At 61.5% G+C, this 17,903-nt stretch carries 19 protein-coding genes and 11 pseudogenes; 14 read left to right on the forward strand and 16 right to left on the reverse strand.

Annotated elements, in window-relative coordinates:
• Positions 1 to 53: 53 nt before the first annotated feature.
• Positions 54 to 799 (forward strand): annotated as a pseudogene (locus AC3FNH_RS24640) (IS6 family transposase).
• A 520-nt stretch (positions 800 to 1,319) separates the two neighbouring features.
• Positions 1,320 to 1,667, forward strand: a complete 348-nt coding sequence (locus AC3FNH_RS24645) for an MTH938/NDUFAF3 family protein (RefSeq protein WP_488721917.1) — start codon at positions 1,320 to 1,322, stop codon at positions 1,665 to 1,667.
• Positions 1,668 to 1,807: 140 nt separating this feature from the next.
• Here the strand turns inward: AC3FNH_RS24645 and AC3FNH_RS24650 are convergent, their stop codons facing one another.
• The gene (locus AC3FNH_RS24650; RefSeq protein WP_488721918.1) at positions 1,808 to 2,362 is read right to left on the reverse strand and encodes a thioredoxin family protein; all 555 of its coding nucleotides are present in this window, start codon (positions 2,360 to 2,362) and stop codon (positions 1,808 to 1,810) included.
• A gap of 92 nt (positions 2,363 to 2,454) precedes the next feature.
• Positions 2,455 to 2,691, reverse strand: coding sequence for a hypothetical protein (locus AC3FNH_RS24655; protein WP_276103617.1), 237 nt, complete (start codon positions 2,689 to 2,691; stop codon positions 2,455 to 2,457).
• Between the two features lie 517 nt (positions 2,692 to 3,208).
• Here AC3FNH_RS24655 and AC3FNH_RS24660 point away from each other — a divergent pair.
• Positions 3,209 to 3,640 carry a host attachment protein gene (locus AC3FNH_RS24660; RefSeq protein ID WP_488721919.1) on the forward strand — a complete coding sequence of 144 codons (432 nt, stop codon included), beginning with the start codon at positions 3,209 to 3,211 and terminating at the stop codon, positions 3,638 to 3,640.
• Positions 3,641 to 3,789: 149 nt separating this feature from the next.
• Here the strand turns inward: AC3FNH_RS24660 and AC3FNH_RS24665 are convergent.
• Positions 3,790 to 3,926, reverse strand: a pseudogene (locus AC3FNH_RS24665) (IS6 family transposase); the annotation flags it as partial.
• 3 nt (positions 3,927 to 3,929) lie between these two features.
• Here AC3FNH_RS24665 and AC3FNH_RS24670 point away from each other — a divergent pair.
• The 4 genes and pseudogenes from AC3FNH_RS24670 to AC3FNH_RS24685 all read left to right on the forward strand — a co-directional run.
• Positions 3,930 to 4,469: pseudogene (locus AC3FNH_RS24670) on the forward strand (Tn3 family transposase); the annotation flags it as partial.
• Positions 4,470 to 4,519: 50 nt separating this feature from the next.
• Positions 4,520 to 4,612, forward strand: a pseudogene (locus tag AC3FNH_RS24675) (hypothetical protein); the annotation flags it as partial.
• A 48-nt stretch (positions 4,613 to 4,660) separates the two neighbouring features.
• Positions 4,661 to 4,792 (forward strand): annotated as a pseudogene (locus AC3FNH_RS24680) (lysine transporter LysE); the annotation flags it as partial.
• Between the two features lie 88 nt (positions 4,793 to 4,880).
• The gene (locus AC3FNH_RS24685) at positions 4,881 to 5,072 is read left to right on the forward strand and encodes a hypothetical protein (protein WP_276103614.1); all 192 of its coding nucleotides are present in this window, start codon (positions 4,881 to 4,883) and stop codon (positions 5,070 to 5,072) included.
• Between the two features lie 78 nt (positions 5,073 to 5,150).
• Here AC3FNH_RS24685 and AC3FNH_RS24690 read toward each other — a convergent pair whose 3' ends face one another.
• The gene (locus AC3FNH_RS24690; RefSeq protein WP_276104147.1) at positions 5,151 to 5,276 is read right to left on the reverse strand and encodes a hypothetical protein; all 126 of its coding nucleotides are present in this window, start codon (positions 5,274 to 5,276) and stop codon (positions 5,151 to 5,153) included.
• A 79-nt stretch (positions 5,277 to 5,355) separates the two neighbouring features.
• Here AC3FNH_RS24690 and AC3FNH_RS24695 point away from each other — a divergent pair.
• Positions 5,356 to 5,732, forward strand: a pseudogene (locus AC3FNH_RS24695) (hypothetical protein); the annotation flags it as partial.
• A 312-nt stretch (positions 5,733 to 6,044) separates the two neighbouring features.
• Here the strand turns inward: AC3FNH_RS24695 and rplI are convergent.
• The 7 genes and pseudogenes from rplI to AC3FNH_RS24730 form a co-directional block, all read right to left on the reverse strand.
• Positions 6,045 to 6,474 (reverse strand): annotated as a pseudogene (gene rplI, locus AC3FNH_RS24700) (50S ribosomal protein L9).
• 21 nt (positions 6,475 to 6,495) lie between these two features.
• Positions 6,496 to 6,774, reverse strand: coding sequence for a 30S ribosomal protein S18 (gene rpsR, locus AC3FNH_RS24705; protein WP_039015607.1), 279 nt, complete (start codon positions 6,772 to 6,774; stop codon positions 6,496 to 6,498).
• Positions 6,775 to 6,980: 206 nt separating this feature from the next.
• Positions 6,981 to 7,112, reverse strand: a pseudogene (locus AC3FNH_RS24710) (30S ribosomal protein S6); the annotation flags it as partial.
• Between the two features lie 578 nt (positions 7,113 to 7,690).
• Complete coding sequence (locus AC3FNH_RS24715) at positions 7,691 to 7,885, reverse strand: H-NS family nucleoid-associated regulatory protein (RefSeq protein WP_488721920.1); 195 nt, start codon at positions 7,883 to 7,885, stop codon at positions 7,691 to 7,693.
• Between the two features lie 429 nt (positions 7,886 to 8,314).
• Complete coding sequence (locus AC3FNH_RS24720) at positions 8,315 to 8,563, reverse strand: hypothetical protein (RefSeq protein WP_488721921.1); 249 nt, start codon at positions 8,561 to 8,563, stop codon at positions 8,315 to 8,317.
• Between the two features lie 478 nt (positions 8,564 to 9,041).
• Complete coding sequence (locus AC3FNH_RS24725; RefSeq protein WP_488721922.1) at positions 9,042 to 9,281, reverse strand: H-NS family nucleoid-associated regulatory protein; 240 nt, start codon at positions 9,279 to 9,281, stop codon at positions 9,042 to 9,044.
• Between the two features lie 186 nt (positions 9,282 to 9,467).
• A pseudogene (locus AC3FNH_RS24730) lies at positions 9,468 to 10,412 on the reverse strand (DnaJ C-terminal domain-containing protein).
• A 202-nt stretch (positions 10,413 to 10,614) separates the two neighbouring features.
• Here AC3FNH_RS24730 and AC3FNH_RS24735 point away from each other — a divergent pair.
• From AC3FNH_RS24735 to AC3FNH_RS24755, 5 genes and pseudogenes are all read left to right on the forward strand, one after another.
• On the forward strand, positions 10,615 to 11,820 hold the full coding sequence (locus AC3FNH_RS24735; protein ID WP_488721923.1) for an IS110 family RNA-guided transposase: 1,206 nt from the start codon (positions 10,615 to 10,617) through the stop codon (positions 11,818 to 11,820).
• A 211-nt stretch (positions 11,821 to 12,031) separates the two neighbouring features.
• Positions 12,032 to 12,466 (forward strand): Hsp20/alpha crystallin family protein, encoded by a 435-nt coding sequence (locus AC3FNH_RS24740; RefSeq protein ID WP_276104113.1) that lies wholly within the window; start codon positions 12,032 to 12,034, stop codon positions 12,464 to 12,466.
• Positions 12,467 to 12,483: 17 nt separating this feature from the next.
• Positions 12,484 to 12,864, forward strand: a complete 381-nt coding sequence (locus tag AC3FNH_RS24745) for an Hsp20/alpha crystallin family protein (protein ID WP_488721924.1) — start codon at positions 12,484 to 12,486, stop codon at positions 12,862 to 12,864.
• A gap of 122 nt (positions 12,865 to 12,986) precedes the next feature.
• Positions 12,987 to 13,247 (forward strand): transcriptional regulator, encoded by a 261-nt coding sequence (locus tag AC3FNH_RS24750; RefSeq protein WP_488721925.1) that lies wholly within the window; start codon positions 12,987 to 12,989, stop codon positions 13,245 to 13,247.
• Positions 13,248 to 13,338: 91 nt separating this feature from the next.
• Positions 13,339 to 13,604 (forward strand): annotated as a pseudogene (locus tag AC3FNH_RS24755) (DDE-type integrase/transposase/recombinase); the annotation flags it as partial.
• Between the two features lie 34 nt (positions 13,605 to 13,638).
• Here AC3FNH_RS24755 and AC3FNH_RS24760 read toward each other — a convergent pair.
• Both AC3FNH_RS24760 and AC3FNH_RS24765 read right to left on the reverse strand, forming a co-directional pair.
• Entirely contained in the window at positions 13,639 to 15,141 is a 1,503-nt protein-coding gene (locus AC3FNH_RS24760; protein ID WP_488721926.1) for a tripartite tricarboxylate transporter permease, read from the reverse strand.
• Between the two features lie 12 nt (positions 15,142 to 15,153).
• Positions 15,154 to 15,615 (reverse strand): tripartite tricarboxylate transporter TctB family protein, encoded by a 462-nt coding sequence (locus AC3FNH_RS24765; protein WP_488721927.1) that lies wholly within the window; start codon positions 15,613 to 15,615, stop codon positions 15,154 to 15,156.
• A 420-nt stretch (positions 15,616 to 16,035) separates the two neighbouring features.
• Between AC3FNH_RS24765 and AC3FNH_RS24770 the strand changes: the two are divergent.
• Positions 16,036 to 16,143 (forward strand): annotated as a pseudogene (locus tag AC3FNH_RS24770) (IS6 family transposase); the annotation flags it as partial.
• 159 nt (positions 16,144 to 16,302) lie between these two features.
• Here the strand turns inward: AC3FNH_RS24770 and AC3FNH_RS24775 are convergent.
• From AC3FNH_RS24775 to AC3FNH_RS24785, 3 genes are all read right to left on the reverse strand, one after another.
• Positions 16,303 to 16,737 carry a hypothetical protein gene (locus AC3FNH_RS24775; RefSeq protein WP_488721936.1) on the reverse strand — a complete coding sequence of 145 codons (435 nt, stop codon included), beginning with the start codon at positions 16,735 to 16,737 and terminating at the stop codon, positions 16,303 to 16,305.
• A gap of 19 nt (positions 16,738 to 16,756) precedes the next feature.
• The gene (locus AC3FNH_RS24780; RefSeq protein ID WP_488721928.1) at positions 16,757 to 17,254 is read right to left on the reverse strand and encodes a hypothetical protein; all 498 of its coding nucleotides are present in this window, start codon (positions 17,252 to 17,254) and stop codon (positions 16,757 to 16,759) included.
• Positions 17,255 to 17,575: 321 nt separating this feature from the next.
• On the reverse strand, positions 17,576 to 17,903 hold a 328-nt coding region (locus AC3FNH_RS24785; RefSeq protein WP_488721929.1), incomplete at its 5' end, for a hypothetical protein.

Below are 17,903 nucleotides of genomic sequence, written 5' to 3' on the forward strand. Positions count from 1 at the left end.
GCAAGGGCTGCGGCTGCAATGGCTTTGTCACGTTGGCCAGTGCATAGCGTAAGATCCAGCGATGCAGACAAAGTCGCTCTCTCTATTACGGCCATCGATTTCCGGCGGCGGTCATCAGCCAAGCGGTGCGCTGGTACTTTCGCTTTCAACTGAGCCTGCGCGATATCGAAGAATTGCTGTTTGAGCGTGGCGTTGTCGTCAGCTATGAAACGATCCGGCGTTGGTGTGACAAATTCGGCGCGGGCTTTGCGCATCGCGTCAGATCCGCACGCCGCAAGCCGGGCTCAACCTGGCATCTCGACGAGGTGTTCGTGACGCTGCGCGGCACCCTACCTGCTGTGGCGTGCCGTCGATCAGCATGGCGCCGAACTCGACATCTTGCTGCAGAAACGCCGGGACAAGGCTGGTGCGAAACGGTTCTTCAAGCGTGTGCTGGCAGCTTGTTCCGAGACACCGAGCAAGATTGTCACCGACCAGTTGCGCAGCTACTCAGCAGCCAAAGCCGAGATTCCCGAACTGGCGAACGTTAAACATGTGTTCGTCAAAGCCAGCGCTCGCGTGAATAACCGCGCCGAGAACAGTCACCAGCCAACACGCGAACGCGAACGGCGCATCCGCGGTTTCCGGCTGGCTGATTGTACGCAGGCTTTCCTCTCGAGCTTCGGTCCGATCCGCCAGCACTTCGCCGTCAAGCGGCCATCTGCTGCGCGCTTCGCTCTATCGCAAACACCTCGCTGCGAGATTCGCTGCCTGGCATGACTTCACTGAAGTGGCCCAAAATCCATCCACTCCTTTCTGATCAGTGGTCCCGCGTGGCACTGCCTTGTCTCACTACCGCCAAGTTGACAGCGCCATTGTTAGTTGTTAGTACGCTTCACTTCTGCAAGACGTGGCAAGCATGGCGAACGGGTCGGACCGGCGCTTGCAGATCCTGATATATCCGACGGCTGCATTTCGAAGCCAGAAGGCCGATGAGGAACAAGCGCGCACATTTCCATGATGGCTCGTGTCCACACGCGACACGTCAGAAGCCGAATGTACGGACGCAGTAGTGACCTTCAAAGTGCAAACCACCCTTGCTCATAGGCGGGAGTCCATGTACGAATATAGAGCTGCAGCCCATCCTGTCAGTGTCAGAACAAGCGAAAACCTAGCGCAAACGGGACGCTGACATTAATGATTCTTGGCGACGATCATGCCAGGTGCAAATCAGGCTGGCGGCATCTGGCAGAGTGGCGGAGTCCGGCGGGTTCTGGCGACCTACAATAATCGTGCATCGTGCCGGTCCGTCGCGCGGCATGGCCAGTGTGGAGGTGCGTATGCGCTTTGAGGCATTCTCCTTCGGCTCCATCTGCATTGATGGCATAACGTACGAGCATGATGTAGTCATCGACCAAGGCAAGGTCCGCAAGCGCAAGAAGGGGCCATCCAAGCCATTCCGCGAGGCCTTCGGGCATACGCCGCTGTCGGTCAGGGAAGACATTCCCTGGAACTGCAGCCGGCTAGTGATTGGCACAGGCAGCGGGGCATTGCCGGTCATGGATGAGGTGAAGCAGGAGGCCAAGAATCGCCAGGTGAAACTGGTTATTGCGCCCACCGCCAAGGCCATTGCGACGCTCGAGAAGCACCCCGGCGGCACGAACGCGATCCTGCACCTCACCTGCTAGGGACTCCATGGAATGAGTTCATCGCATCGCTTTAGCGGCCACGAGGTCGAATGCGCGCGTCGCCGCACCGATGCGTTGCGCGGGCGGTCCACCAATGCCGCGAGCGGCCAGACCGTATCGCACCTGGACTTTCTGCGGCGTCAGGTTTCCAGCTTCCACTTGATCGAACAGCCAAAGGCCGGGTGTTGCTGCGCGGGACCCTCGCCGGTCTGCGCGACCTGCCGCATCGCTTCGAAGAGGTCGCGCGGCGCACCGGCCAGCGGGTCTTTGCGCGACGCGTCCACGCGACCCCGGTAACACAGCCGTAGGTTCGCATCGAAGCCAAAGCACTCGGGCGTGCAGACCGCACCATATGCGCGGGCCGCCTGTTGCGTCTCATCATAGAGATAGGGAAACGGCAAGCCGGCGTCTGCCGCGAACGCGACCATCCGGTCGAACGAGTCCTCAGGATAGATGCGCGCGTCGTTCGCGTTGATGCCCACCATGCCGATGCCGAGCGGCGCGAGATCGCGCGCGTCGCGGATCAGCCGTGCCAGCGCGCTCTTTACGTAGGGGCAGTGGTTGCACATGAACACCACGACGACGCCACGCTCGCCGCGCACGTCGTCGAGCGTAAGCGTCCTGCCGTCGGTGGCGGGCAGCGAGAAACTGGGCGCTGCGGTGCCCAGATCGCCTGCGGGGGATTCGGTACCCATTTGCGTGTTCCTCGGGCGGCCAGGAAAGCTGTGTCTTTCATATCACGGCCGCTGTATCGGTATTCCATTGCGAGCTCTCGGAAGTGCGCGCGCTAGCCACAGCGCTCGTCAATCAGCTTCCTGGCCCAATCGGTAGCGTGCCGCCACGCCTCCCCTTCGCTGAAGAAACTGCCAGGGACAGGATAGCGATCGAAGATTTTCAGCGGCTTTCCATCTGTCGCTTTCGTGCAGATCGTCACCTCGCCTTGCCATGGTCCGGACTCATCTGGAGATGTTGCGGACGCTTCATACCAGTGGTCTCTGTAGTACGTGAAGCCTTGGAGATCCATCTTCTCGCCTCATAGCATGGCCAAAGAACGCCCCATCCCCTTCTCTTGGCGCTATGGTGCGCGTGTCAGCCAAGCCCCGCAAGGACATCAATTGTGCGCTTCTGAACTGGTTACCTTTCAGAAAGATGGAATGAACGCGCCCCTCCCCCCGATGTCATCCCCCTGCCATCCACGCCACTCAGAAAGCCGTCCAGACAGGGAGCAGGCAGGAGACCGCGCCAAACCGGGGGCTAAGTGAGGGCTAAGTGGCAAACCGAGGAATTTTTTCGCTGGCATGGACGGATGCCCTCGTTGTCCATCGGGCGTGTCTGATGGACAACTACTGAGCCAGCGGCGCCCCTCGGCTCAGACCAGGCGCTGCGAAATGCGGCCCGCACGATCCTCGGCGGATAGCGGCATCGGGGGGGCCGCACGGGATACCGTCCATCCCCCTTGGCGTTGCGAAGCCGCCGGGACGATCGCCCGGCCCGAACCTATCCTTGTTACATCGCTACTGCCGCCACGAAAGGAGCGAGTGATGACGACAATCTGGACGCTAGCCGCAGATGGCAGCCATGCGCGGATCTTCCAGGCGCATGGGATGGAAAGGGATATGGAAGAGATCCAGGACTTTGTCAATCCGCTTGGCCGGGCCAAGGACAGCGAACTGCGCGACGATGCGCAGGGGCGCTTTGCCGGCAAGGGTGAGCCCATGCACTCGATGGCGACGCGGGTCGATCAGGCCGAGAAGGGGCGTGAAGAGTTCGCCCGCATGCTGACCCAGTATCTTGAACAGGCACGCACGGAGCTGCGCTATGACAAGCTGCGCCTCGCCGCCTCGCCGAAATTCCTCGGCATGCTGCGCGAGCACCTTGGCAAGGAAGTGCAAAAGGTGGTGTTCGAGGAAATCAACGAGGATATGTCCAGGCTGGGCGCGCGCGAAGTGCAGAGCCGCCTCGCCTGCCGCTGAGCCCAGCCGGCGCCCTCCCCGCCTGCCAAACCGCGCCATGACGGCCTGCCGGCATGGCGCTTAGTCTACTTCCCGCATACGTCTGCAAGGCCATCGGCGTTGTCAACTTGCCGATAGCGAGGCAAGGCTGTGGCCGGCCGGACCACTGCTCAGAAAGCAGTGGATGGATTTTGGGCCACTTCAGTGAATTCGTGCCAGGCAGCGAATCTCGCAGCGAGGTGCTTGCGAGCAAAGCACGCAGCAGGTGCCGTTTCAACGCGAAGTGTTGCCGGATCGAACCGAAGCTATGTACATCGCGCTCTTCAGCAACTTCATTCCATGCGGTGTGCATGAGGCCGTGTACATCCTGGACGGGCTGATCCACCATGGCTCCGACATCCAACCCGTAACCATTCATGGCGACACCCAGGCGCAAAGCGGGCCGGTGTTTGGTCTGTCTTACCTGCTGGGCATCAACCTGATGCCGCGCATGCGCAATATCAAGGGACTGGTGCTGTTCAAGGCGGACCAGCGCCGGAAAAGCGCTCACATCGAGTCCCTTTGCCGCCAGCCCATCGACTGGAATCTGATTCAGCGCCGCTATCCCGACATGCTGCGGGTGGCGGTCTCGATCAAAGCCGGAACAATGACCCCGTCGACCATCCTGCGGCGGCTGGGCTCAGCGAGTGCCAAGAACAAGCTGTACTTTGCATTCCGCGAACTCGGCCGCGTCGTCCGCACGCTGTTCCTGCTGAAGTACCTGAACGAGTCGGAGCTGCGTCGCACGATTCACGCGCCGACGAACAAGAGCGAGCAGTTCAATGACTTCGCCCAGTGGCTGATGACGGGCCTGGCGCGGATTGACCGGCTCATCGGCCGTCGCGGCGTCGAAAGCCATGACCGACTCGGAAAGCACTACTGTTCGAGCGCTTCATCTCAAAAGAAACTCGGCGAGCCGAGCCGCCCGATATCGACGGGGACTTCGAACACCAGCACATCTATGCGCGCCGCATAAGCATAGTGCGAACACCGTGCAATCTCGCCGTGCTGGCCTCGCGCATGCAGAGGCAATTCCGCAATGCGCGCGCGGTGCGCCGGCAGAACCGCGTCTTCGGCAACGTGCTGGTGCCGGTAGGCGCCGCGCTCTTCTTCGTGCGCAGGCAGTCCGCCTGAGTTTATATGCGGGGGCATGAGCGTGCTGGTGGCACTCGGGTGGCGGGTTTGCTTCAATGAAGGCAGATCGCCATCGCGGAGACATCCCATGCGCACCTTCCTGACGCCGCTTGCCCAGTCCCGCCACCGGCCGGCCCATACAGTGCCGCCGATCGAGGAGCCGCCGCCCCCGGGCATTCCGCCGGACTTGCCGCCGATCGAGCATCCACCACCACCGGCGGAACCGCCAGTGGCGGTACCGCCGCCATCCTACGAGGAGCGCAGCGCGCGCCGGTATTGATCGCTTCGGCCACGTTGGCGGCCTGCAGGATCGCGGCGCGGTCGAGATCCGCAATGATGCGGGCGATATCTTTAGCACTCAAAAGTACGAACGGGCGGACCAACCCAGCTTTGTCATGGCCCCGCACAGCAGCGCCTCCGCTTCGGACGCCACGGCCACCGGCCAGTGGCCGTCGATCTCGCGCCCCGCGTTGAGTTTGCCCACCGCGCCAGTTGCCGTTCGGGCGCGGCCAGCACGCGGACCTCGGCGCTCGGCTCGCCCGGCGGGCCGTCCAGCATCTCCTCTGACAATGGTGGCCCGGTACCTGGTCTATGAGACCTTCCACTATTGCTGTCACGTCCACGACAATTGATTCGTGCGCAACATGCCCGGATGAAGTACATGAACCTCACCTTTCCCGTCACCGACTGGTTGCTGGGCAACAGCGACCTGCGCAGAGGTCGGTTCGGTCCTCTCTTTTATCGCTACAGTGAGTATGTCAAGGAAGAGCTCCGGCCCATCATCAACAAGTTCCATAACGACCATTCCCGCATGACCCTGGACGGACCGACGATAAACGCCGCTAGATGGCAGCCTGAGGGCGCGGCAATCACCTGCCATGAGAGGTATCCTTACGTTTCACACAAGCTACCGATGAAAGCCTGTCGCAGGAGCCGGTAGCGGACGAGGCCTCAGTCGCCCGCTTCGGACGCCATCGTGTGTCACGGGCGATCGATGCAGTCACCCTCCCTTCCCTACTGGCGTCCTCGGTGTATTGAGTTGCAAAATCGGCTCAAGCACGAGCGTCGCTGCTGTCATGCACACCCGATCCCGCGAAGTCGCGCTGCCAAGTGCCCCCAACCCGGCCGCAGGCATGGGCGTGCCCTGCCGGGCGCACCCAAAGAAAAGGCAGAAGCGAACGCTTCTGCCTTCTCTCGCTGACACCCTCCACCAACCCGGAATGAGAGCCCTTGCCGGCGGCAATGCCAATGCTTAGACGTGTTCGCCCAGGACGGACGCGGTCACGTCGACCGCCACGTCAGTATGCAGCGCAACGCTGACCTGGTTGCCCACCAGCTTCAGCGGGCCGTTGGGCAGGCGCACCTCGGCCTTCTTGACCATGAGCCTTGGGTGCCCAGGGCTTCGGCGATGCCTGCGTTGGTGACCGAATCGAACTGGTAGACGCCCACACCGGACTTCCGGTCAGGCCGTTCAGCTTCTCGCCTTCGGCCTGCACGGGCGGCCAGCTTCTGGGCGGCAGCCTTTTCCAGTTCGACACGCTTGACTTCAAACTCGCTGATGGCGGTTTGCGTAGCGCGGCGGGCCTTCTTGTTCGGGATCAGAAGTTACGGGCGTAGCCGTCTTTCACGCGAACGATGTCACCCAAGCAGCCCAGCCTGATAATTTTTTCCTTGCATCGTATTTTCCTTAACGGCCTGGGCAGTCAGTGCTTGTGCAGGTCCGTGTAGGGCAGCAGCGCGAGGAAGCGCGCGCGCTTGATGGCCGTATCGAGCTGACGCTGATAGTGCGCCTTGGTGCCAGTCAGGCGAGCGGGCGTGATCTTGGCATTGTCGCCGATGAAGTCCTTCAGGGTGTCCAGATCCTTGTAGTCGATCTGTTCCACGCCAGCCACGGTGAAGCGGCAATAGCGCTTGCGCTTGAACAGCGAGCTTTCCTTTTTGAAAGGCTTCTTCTTTTTATCGCTACGTTTGATGAATGCCATGATTCGATCCCTTACCGATGCCTTACATATCAGCGATATGGAAGATGAGAGCCTTGCAGTTGCGGCGCCTGCGAGCCCGCGGCGGTCAGGCCAGGTGCGAAGCGTGAGCGCAGTGCGGGGAAGCCCAGGCCAACTACAGTAATACGACTCTCATTGTGCCCGATCGTGGCCGCCATGAAAGCCTGCGCCACAACACTACTTGATGCTCAGGCCGCTACTGGGGTTTCGGCGGGCGACTGGAGTGCGGTCTTGTGGGATTTTTCGCGCTGCACTTCCTTCATCATCGGCGACGGCGCGGTTTTGGCCTTCTTGGTCTGGACGATGGGGTGACGCAACACAGTGACGGGCTACGCCGTCTCGGCCTCCCGCTCGCGGGCGGTGCTGGCGACGGTGCAAGCCTGGTCAATGGGCCGAGGGACCGGCTTCGCCGCGGCCTCAGCCGGCTCGGCCTGCTCCAAGGATGTGGCCGTCACCGGGCTGGTTGTTTTTGGAGACGGACGCAGCCACGCCATCAACGCCGCCCAGCGCTCGTTGAGGCGAGAGCGAGGCGACAAGCTCGTCGGGGTATGCCGCTGCTGGGCCGTTTTCTCTCGCGGGCGATCCAGATCACGAATCCGGTAGCACATGGGATACCTCCTTTCGGAATGCGGAGACGAAAACTCGTCCCCACCAGCATCGCTGCATTCCGGCGGGGGCGATCACTTCCAGTATGGAATGTGCACGCGCTGACCGCCACGCGAACTGGCTGTTTCACCTACCGGGGCACCCGGAGCAGCCATGCCACAGAGCGCGGTACTACGGGATACTGGCCGCTCCTGCCTGCTGGTCACCGCCCTCGCCTACCTGGCGTGGGCCTCGGGCCCATGCTAAATCCACTATCACCAGACGACCGCCCCAGGCCAATCCGCTGTCGAAGCTATCCAATCCGGAAAAACTCCACGCCCTGCCCCGCATTGACCGCGCGCTGCAGCCAGGCGGGCATCTCGCCGTGCCCGTCCCTGGTGAGCCCCTCGGCATTGCGGTAGCAGACCGCCGGCGGTGGCGGAGGCGGCCGCGGATCAAAGCACCCCGCCGCCGCCAGTTCCTCTATCGTCAGCCCATACTCGGCCATCCGGGCCTGGATCTAGCGGATCGCGTCCGCCCGCTCATTTTTCGTTGCCATCATTGCTGCCATCCAGGGCTGAGGGGCGCCGCTGACACGCCCGGTTCTTAGCGGGTTCGGGAAGTATGGTGCGGCCAGATTGATACTGTATGGATGCACAGTATCATGCCTGACGACCGCCTCGTCGGCTGGACTGGCGCTGGAAGCCACATGGAACCACGATGGACCCAGGTGACGTGATACGAGATTTCGAGCGCCTGGCGCTGGACGAAGCGACGGAATAGGAGGTCGACGACGCTCCGGCTTGGCGGTGCTGTTGGCCGATCCGGCGATCGCGGGGAAGGAATGGGCCTTGTTGACTCAAGTGGGCGCGACACTCTACCGGTTGGGACTGAATGAACGGGTGATTGCGGCGCTCAAGTAGCGAGGCGACACGACTCAGTGACCGTGCCCCCCGCCGTGGTGTGTCCCGCCATGGCCACCGCCACCGAAGAAGACTGCGCCTCCATAGAAGCCAGGCCACCAGCCGTAGTTGTAGTACGGCCCGTAGGGGTAAGCGGGATAGTAAGGCTCGTAGGAATAGGTGCCGTAGGCCGGATAGCCATAGCCATCATAAGCTGGCACTACCACGCACCCGGCCAGCAACATGGCCGCACCGATTGTGAGGCTCCTGATACATGTGCTCATCGCCACTTCCTGGCGCCTTTGAGCAGTTAGACTACGCATCGCCACCGCCCATTCCGTGCACGAGACGACCCCGATGCGCCCGGATGGTATTCGCCCACCACCCTCCTCACCGGGTTTGACGGGCCTTTCCAATCATCGGCTAGCGGTAAAGGAATCACCCACCATGGGGAAAATACCCCAATTCGAGGTAGTCTAGGCTTGATGAAGCGCATGCCTCTGGAGGTACGCCTACATGTCCCAACAAAAAGTGCGTAACGGTCCAGCCTTGATGACCGTGCTTGTCGTGCTGCTCTTGGCAGGTTGTTCCACGCGCCAAACGCATCATCTCTTGCCGCCAGCGCCGGAGCCGCCTAGGATGTCGCAACAGCCAGCAGAGGATCAGCCGCCGCCTCTATCGCCTGGAGTGCCAGCGAAGCCAGCGCGCGCGGCTACACCCCGCTGACGCAGGGAGGGGACGTACCCCGGATAACCGGCTGGGCTATTCGATCCGGTAAAACTCCACACTCTGCCCCGCATTGACCGCCCGCCGCAGCCACGGGGGCATCTCGCCTTGCCCGTCCCAGGTGAGTCCCTCGGCGTTGCGGTAGCAGACCGGCGGTGGTGGCGGGGGCGGATCAAAGCACCCCGCCGCCGCCAATTCTTCCATCGTCAGCCCGTACTCGGCCATCTGGGCCTGGATCCAGCGGATCGCGTCCGCCCGCGCGTGTTCAGTAGCCATCGCGCCCGTAGCAGGCCGGCGTTGGAAAACCGCCAGACGCCAGCGACACTTACGGCATGGGGGAACAAGCCCTCATCTACATGCCGCCTGAGCGGTTCTAGCATGCTAGGCTACCGCCACTTGCTCCAGAGTCAGCCAAGCATCTTCCATCAGGCAGCCGATCAGAACGTCATCATCAGACATGGGTCAGGCTCTCCTTTCCGGGCACGGATTAAAAATCAATTCCCGCGCCATGGTTTCATAAAGCTCCCGCGCTTTGGGGGTGTTTGCCGGCGGCAACACCACCTGGATGTCCAGCAGCAGATCGCCCGGTGGATTAGCGGGAATGCCCTTGCCGCGCACACGTAGCTCGCTGCCGCTCTGGGCGCCGGGGGGAATGCGCACCTTCAGTTCGCCCCCAGGTAAATCGATGGGCACCACCGCCCCCAGCGCCGCCTCCCATGGCGCCACCGGCAGAGTGAGGTGTAGATTTCGCCCCTTCACTTCCAGTTGGTCATGCTGTTTGAAATGCACGCCCAGAAAAAGATCCCCTGCCGGCGCACCGCCGATCCCCGCCGCTCCCTGTCCGGCCAGACGGATGAGCTGACCTTCGCGCACGCCTTTGGGAATTTTCACGCTGAGGGTCCGACTCCTGAGCTGCACCACGCCCTGGGCGTCCATGCTTGGCACCCGCAGCGAAAGTTGACGGGTGGCGCCGGTAAAGGCGTCTTCCAGGTCCAGCAGCACCTTGGCGTGGTGATCAACACCGCGTGTCTGGAAGCTGCCGCCGTGAGCATGGAAGCCGCGGTGTCTGCCCCTGACATGGCCAAACAGCTCGGCGAAGAAGTCACTGAAATCGGCCTCTTCCTGGGGCGAGAAGCCCCGACTGGAGAACTCGAAGCCGGTGTTCCAGTCCGGCGGCGGACGGAACTCCTGGCCAGGCTGATAGCCTCGCTCCAGTTGATCGTACGCGGCGCGCTTTTCGGGGTCGGAGAGCACGGCGTAGGCCTCGTTGAGCTACCTCATGCACTGTTCTGCATCCGACTCTTTGGAAACGTCCGGATGGAACTTGCCCGCGAGCTTGCGGAACGCCTTCTTGATGTCCTCCGCCGTGGCATCACGTGCCCCGTTACTATCTTCACGCCCTGACAATTGGGGCTTTGGCCAGCCAGGCCCGGCATGATTCCTGCCCCCAGTCGTCCATGATCCGGGGGGTGTTGTCACCGGGCCTGGTGGGTGGCTGGTGATTGCTAATAGGGGCTCGGCCAAGGTGTTCTTGAGGCCGTCCGTAACGTGGATGCCGAGACTTGCCACCGTTGTTGTAGGCCAACCTGCTCAATCCGCATAACCTTCGATGCAAGAAAACCAACAACACGACTCTGTCGATGTCTTCATCGGCGTTGATGTAGGCAAAGGCCAGCATCACGCTGTAGCACTCGATCGGACCGGGAAACGCCTGTACAACAAGGCGCTGCCCAACGATGAGGCCAAACTGCGTACCCTCATCACCGACCTTAAGGCGCACGGCCAACTCCTGTTCGTCGTTGATCAACCCGCCACCATTGGCGCGCTGCCGGTCGCAGTCGCCCGCGACGAAGGGGTCCTGGTCGCCTATCTGCCGGGTCTGGCCATGCGCCGCATCGCCGATCTGCACGCGGGCGAAGCCAAAACCGATGCCCGAGATGCCGCGATCATCGCCGAGGCCGCGCGATCGATGCCGCATACGCTGCGCTCGCTGCGACTCGCTGACGAGCCACTCGCCGAACTCACCATGTTGTGCGGCTTCGACGACGATCTGGCTGCCCAAATCACCCAAACCAGTAACCGCATTCGCGGCCTGCTCACTCAGATCCATCCCGCGCTGGAACGGGTTCTGGGACCTCGCTTGGACCACCCGGCCGTGCTCGATCTGCTCGAGCGCTACCCGTCGCCCGCCGAGCTTGCTGCAACTAGCGAGAAGACACTCGCCAACCGCCTGACCAAGCTCGCCCCACGTATGGGCAAAAGCCTTGCGGCCGAAATCGTTCAGGCGCTCAGTGAACAGGCTGTCGTCGTACCCGGCACGCAGGCAGCCACTATCGTCATGCCGCGCCTGGCCCAGCAGCTCGCCGCCTTACGCAAACAACGCGACGAGGTCGCCAGCGAAGTCGAACGGTTGGTACATGCACACCCTCTTTGGCCGGTCCTGACCAGCATGCCGGGAGTCGGCGTCAGGACCGCCGCCAGGCTCCTCACTGAGGTCGCGCACAAAGCCTTCGCTTCGGCCGCGCACCTTGCCGCCTACGCCGGTCTCGCGCCGGTCACCCGCCGCTCAGGCTCGTCCATCCGCGGCGAACATCCGTCCAGGCGGGGCAACAAGGTACTCAAGCGAGCGCTGTTCCTCTCAGCCTTTGCTGCCTTGCGAGATCCGGTCTCAAGGGGCTACTGCGCTCGCAAGGTTCAGCAAAGCAAGCGCCACAATCAGGCGCTCATCGCCCTTGCCAGAAGACGCTGTGATGTGCTGTTCGCCATGCTGCGCGACGGCACCTTCTATCAGCCGCAGTCCGCCCCTAATGCTTGACGAAACACATAGGGGCACCCCCCCAGCGTTTTGTAGTAGTCCTGGAACTCCATGCGTGTTCCAATTTTCCGGTCTCGCGCTGCTCTTCACCTCGGAAGAATGATGTCGAAAATCAGTCAAATCAAGAACTTGAAATCCCCAGGCGAAGCCTTACCATTGCAACCGGGGGCGTCAGACTATGGCGCCCGCGCGAAAGCGAATGGAGGCAAACATGTTGTATCGATCGTTGTTTCCCCGTGACGTATTCTCAGAACTGGAACGCCTACAGCGCGAGTTGCAGCAGCCATTCGGGCTGTCTCCCAGCATTCGCGGTCGGGTCAGTTTTCCGGCCATGAATGTAGGCGGCACACCCCACTCGGTGGAAATCTACGCTTTTGCCCCTGGCGTCGATCCGGCCAGCATGGACGTGCAGCTAGTGAAGAACGTGCTGACCATTGTCGGCGAGCGCAAGTCCGATCTCCCCGACAAGGACGAGCAAACCTCCGTGCATATCGATGAACGCTTCGCCGGCCGCTTCCGCCGTGTGGTGAGCCTACCAAACGACGTGAATCCCAATGCCGTAGAGGCCAAGTACCGCGACGGCGTGCTGCACATCAGCATCCAGCGCGTCGAAGCCGCGCAGCCGCGCCAAATCAGCATCCAGTGAGCGAGGAGGATCTGGCCATGAGCGAAAATACTGCTGTCACCAAGCAAGCCGACACTGGCAGCACTGAAGCGGCCCTGATGCCGCCAGTGAATGTGTACGAGGACGCCGCAGGCATCACCCTGTACGCCGATCTGCCGGGTGTGCCCAAGGACAAGCTGGTCGTGCAGGTGCAAGGCGATATCCTTACCATCAAGGGCGAAGTCGTCCTGGATCTGCCGGCAGGCATGGAAGCCAGTCACGCGGAGGTTTCCCTGCCCCGTTACGGGCGCGTGTTCACGCTATCCAAGGAACTAGATGCCGAAAAGGTCGTCGCCGAGTTCAACCACGGCGTGCTCAAGCTGCGCATCCCGAAAGCCGAATACGCGCAACCGAGCCGCATTGAGGTCAAGGTGGCGTGATGTAAGCCGAGCGGGTCGTAGGCATCACCCATGGCTGCACACACATAAGAGGGCTGACATGAAACTCGAATCGTTGGAAGAGAGTTTCGGTTTTCGCCCCTTTGACCAGTGAGGGGCCGACGATGCGACTGATCGAATTGGATGAACAACAGGACTTTCTTGCGACCTTGCAGCGTCATGGTCTGGCAGCAGATGATTTCGAACTCCTGGAAACGGATACGACTGACCCAAAAGGCGACGAGAACTTCGGTTTACAGGGCTACGTCACGGTAACCAGACGATCGACACAAGTTACAAGGGAATACCCCATCGGCTATGAAACCGATTGGGTTCAGCATTTCAGGAAAGATCTCGAAGCTGGCATCTTCGATAAGTCCGAATGAGATCCTGCGTGCTATTGGGGCGGCGGGTGAAACAGGACTACCTGCCCGATTGGATACTCACCTGGAAGCAGGCATATCCCGGCCGACCCTCTACTTGCGGTGGCGGGCGTTCGACGAGCATGGCGTCGAACTGGATATCCTGCTGCAGAAGCGGCGCGACAAGGCCGCCGCCAAACGCTTCTTCCAGCGGGGCTGCGATCTTGCCCGGCACCGCGCAAGATTGTCACCGACCAGGTACGCAGCTACCCAGCCGCGATGGCCGATCCCCCAGAGCTGGCCAACGTCCAGCACGTGTTCGTCAAGGCCAGCGCGCGCGTGAACAACCGCGCCGAGATCAGCCACCAGCCTACCCGCGAACCACAGGCCGGCGCAGGTCCTTAGCGCTTGGGCACTACTCTTCCTGGAACGCTTCCTCGCGCTTGGCCTTGATCGACGGCAGCGCCACCACGGCCACTAGCATAGCCGCGGCGATCAGCAGGCCGAGCGACAGCGGACGGGTCACGAACACGGTGAACCTGCCCCGCGACAGCAACAGCGCCCGGCGGAAGTTCTCCTCCATCATCGGTCCGAGCACGAAGCCCAGCAGCAGCGGTGCCGGCTCGCACTTAAGCTTGATGAACAGGTAGCCGATCACACCGAACCCAGCCGCGGTAAAGACGTCGAAGGTCTGGTTGTTGACGGAGAAGACGCCGATGCAGCAGAACACCAGGATGGCCGGGTACAGGAAGCGGTAAGGTACCTGCAGCAGCTTGACCCAGATCCCGATCAGCGGCAGGTTCAGGATGATCAGCATCAGGTTGCCGATCCACATCGAGGCGATCAGGCCCCAGAACAGCGCCGGGTTGCTGGTCATGACCTGCGGGCCTGGCTGGATGTTGTGGATGGTCATCGCGCCCACCATCAGCGCCATCACGGCGTTGGGCGGGATGCCCAGCGTCAGCAACGGGATGAAAGAGGTCTGCGCCGCGGCGTTGTTGGCCGATTCCGGGCCTGCCACGCCTTCGATGGCGCCCTTGCCGAACTCATGCGAGTACTTCGAGGTCTTCTTTTCCAGCGAGTACGCTGCGAACGAAGCGAGCGCCGCGCCACCGCCGGGCAGGATGCCCAGAATGGAGCCTAGCGCGGTACCGCGCAGCACTGCTGGCGCCATGCGCCTGAAGTCCGCCTTGGTGGGCCACAGGTTGGTGACGTGATCGGTGAAGGTCTCGCGGTCTTCTTTCTGTTCAAGGTTAGCGATGATTTCCGCGAAACCGAACATGCCCATGGCCAGCGCGACGAAATCGACGCCATCAGTCAACTCCGGCACATCGAAGTTGAAGCGCGCGGCCCCCGAGTTCACGTCGGTACCGACCAGCCCCAGCAGCAGCCCCAGCACGATCATCGCGACCGCCTTGGGCAGTGAGCCCGAGGCCAGCACCACGGCGCCGATCAGGCCTAGGCACATCAGCGAGAAGTATTCGGCGGGACCGAACTTGAACGCCAGTTCCGAAAGCGGCGTGGCGAACGCGGCCAGGATCAGCGTGGACACGCAACCGGCGAAGAAGGAGCCCAGGCCTGCTGTGGCCAGCGCCACCCCCGCTCGTCCTCGCCGCGCCATCTGATAGCCGTCGATAGTTGTGACCACCGATGACGATTCACCCGGCAGGTTGACCAGGATGGCGGTCGTGGAGCCGCCGTACTGTGCGCCGTAGTAGATGCCGGCCAGCATGATGAGCGCGGCCACCGGCGGCAGCGTGTAGGTAACCGGCAGCAGCATCGCGATGGTGGCGAGCGGCCCGATGCCAGGCAGCACGCCGATCAGCGTACCGAGCACGCAGCCGAGGAAGCAGTAGGCAAGGTTCTGCAGCGTTAGCGCCGTGGAGAATCCAAGGGCCAGGTGTTCAAATAGTTCCATTTGGCCGTCTCGTTAACCCGTAATGAATGCCGGCCACACCGGCATCTGCAGATTTATGCCGTACACGAAGGCGCCCATGCTGATCAGCACCAGCACCACGCCGTTGAGAAGCGCGCCCTTCCAGCTAAATTCGTGGCTGGCCATCGAGGAGACCAGTACCAGCACGAAGACCGACAGCACCATGCCGAGCGGCTTGAGCAGCAGGCCGAACAGCACCACCGATCCCAGGATCCACATCAGGGTTTTCAGGTCCCAGCGGGCCAGGTGGTCTTCCTCACCCTTGCTCGACAGCGAGCCGATCAGCACCAGCGCACCGAGGACGGCGAGTACCAGCCCGAGCAGAAAGGGGAAATACCCCGGGCCCATCTTGGCGGCGGTTCCCATGGAATAGCCACGTGCGACCCAGGAAAAGCCCAGACCGACCAGAATAAACATCAGGCCGGAGGCAAAGTCCTTTTGGCTGCGTATGCGCAAAACGATTCTCCTCAAAGAACATGAAATGCGACGCCGCACTGCGCGCAGCCTCAGGCGCAGAGTGTTCCGGGCATGCAGGCGCACACCCGCAGGGATGGATCGAACGTTAGAAAGCCAATCTTTCAGCCGGCTTTCAACGGTCATGGCTTAGGGGTATGTCCCGATATGACCCCAAGCGCAGATGCCACGGTAAGACATCCGGTCATGATACACATGCGCTCCACCATCGATGACAATCATTCCGCCGTTGATGTACGCGCCCCTGTCGGAGATCGAGTAGCTCGCCAAGTCAGTCAGTTCATCGGGGCTCGCCGGTACGGCCCAAGGGGTTCTTGGGTGCCGATCCCGAGTCGCTTGAACGCACCGTTAGATTTCTGCAGCGCATGGTGGCCTTCCCCGCGTGGCGCGTTGGGGAACTGCATACGGGTCAATTTGCTGCGTGCCTCGCTCTATCGCAAACACCTCGCTGCGAGATTCGCTGCCTGGCATGAATTCACTGAAGTGGCCCAAAATTCGTCAACTGCTTTCGGAGCGATGGCGCCTGCTGCCGACAGCTCGTTCCCTGTTCGGCAAGTTGACAACGCCGTGGCGCCGGCGGTCACTGCCTGTTCAAGGCCGAATGGGCGCCGAACGTGGTTCAGCGCCCATATCTCTTTTGCATATCTAACCTCCGCTCTCGGCCTCCGTTCATTCATCCGGTCCAAGAATAACGTCTACGGCGGCCCGCCCAGCCAGCTCTGCCACGAGGTAAGCCCAACGTCTGGAGTACGGCCCGCCAAAGACTTTGATTCGCTTACCAATCGCTGCGACACCTGGCGGACTCATGGGTCCCTCAACCTGGAACCAGACGTCGAACATGTCCCCGGATACCATATGCAGATCGACATGGATATCGAACCCCCGATATGCCGTCACGCGATCCATAGCCGTCTTCAATCTTCCAGCAGTGAGTTTTTCAACGTAATGCTCGACCCAGTAGGAATTGAAGTTGATGTGAGTCCAGAGCAGCAGGATCCAACCATGGGCACTTTGTGATTTAGCCGTCAAACTTCCTGGAGGCGGTTCGGGCTTCCCCTTCTCGTTCAGCCCGCGTAACGTCCGTTCCCGGAAGCGCACCGGCACGGTCGATCCGAAGCGGCGGTCATAGCCATCTGAAATTCGGCATCAGGTCACTATGCTCGTCGACCCCGACGCCACCCAGTTCGTGGATGATCTCCTTCAGAGTTTCCTTCGATCGCGAATCGCAACTGGCGATCATCAGCAATTGGCCCGGTGCGATTTGCGCATTCTGCGGCCACAGTTCAAGGCGACCGATCTTGCCGCCGACCAATCCGCAGACCCACCATCCGATCATCGCGCCAAGCGTGACAGCACCAACATACGCGACGGCGGTGGCACCGGCGGAAACGCCGTATCTGAAGATGACAAGCGCGCCGACGATCGCGCCGATGAAAATTCCTGTGATCGCCGCCTCTTCGCGGTACGTAGTCTGACCGACGTCAATCGTCGGCAATCCCTCGACGGGCTGATTGTCGCGCTGGACAAACCACGGCCCTGCGACGAGTGCCGGGGTACCGGCCAGATCGCCCAGTCGCGCGGTGGCCGTGTCTCTCAGACTGAAATACAGCAGCGTGCGCATGAAGTTGCCTCACGCAATCTCAGTTTCAATTTCCGGCGAGCCGGCGGATGCTTGCTTGATGACTGCGGCCGATGCTCCTGATGGCCCTGGTGCGGGTGCAGGACGGTGACCGCAGGTCTGGCCAGCCTTCGTTGACAGCACGATCCCAGTCAATCAGCAGCGTAATTGACTGATGCCACCGGGACGCTGCCAATCGCATGACTTCGAATCGCTGGGTGTTTCCCTTCGGCGGCCTGCCCACCTGGCGGTCGCGTACAAGGCGTGTGACATGTATGGCCCGGTAAGTGGTCTCTGCATATTCTTTCGGCACGATATCTTCCTTCATTGCTTGCCAGACTGGCTTAGCGACGGCAGTGTTGAAAAATTGTCACCGTTGTGGGCACCGATATTCCATTGCCAACGGGTAATCATTTCCACCCATATCGCATTGCTGGAAATCGTTACGGCATCGTCATCACGATGAAAGCATGGCTCCGCCAGCCTGAAACGCGGAAGAGCAGCAGCAAAGGTGGAGGCCAGCTTTGCAACCGGTCTTGCGGAGAAGCGTCTCCCTCGCCAGAGATCGGTTGCATCGATCCCGGCGAAAGACTGACTGACTTGACTACTGGGGGACTGGGCGAACGGCGGTCGCCGCGCGGCATCTTGCATG

The organism is Cupriavidus sp. 22TCCZM01-5, from assembly GCF_057798915.1.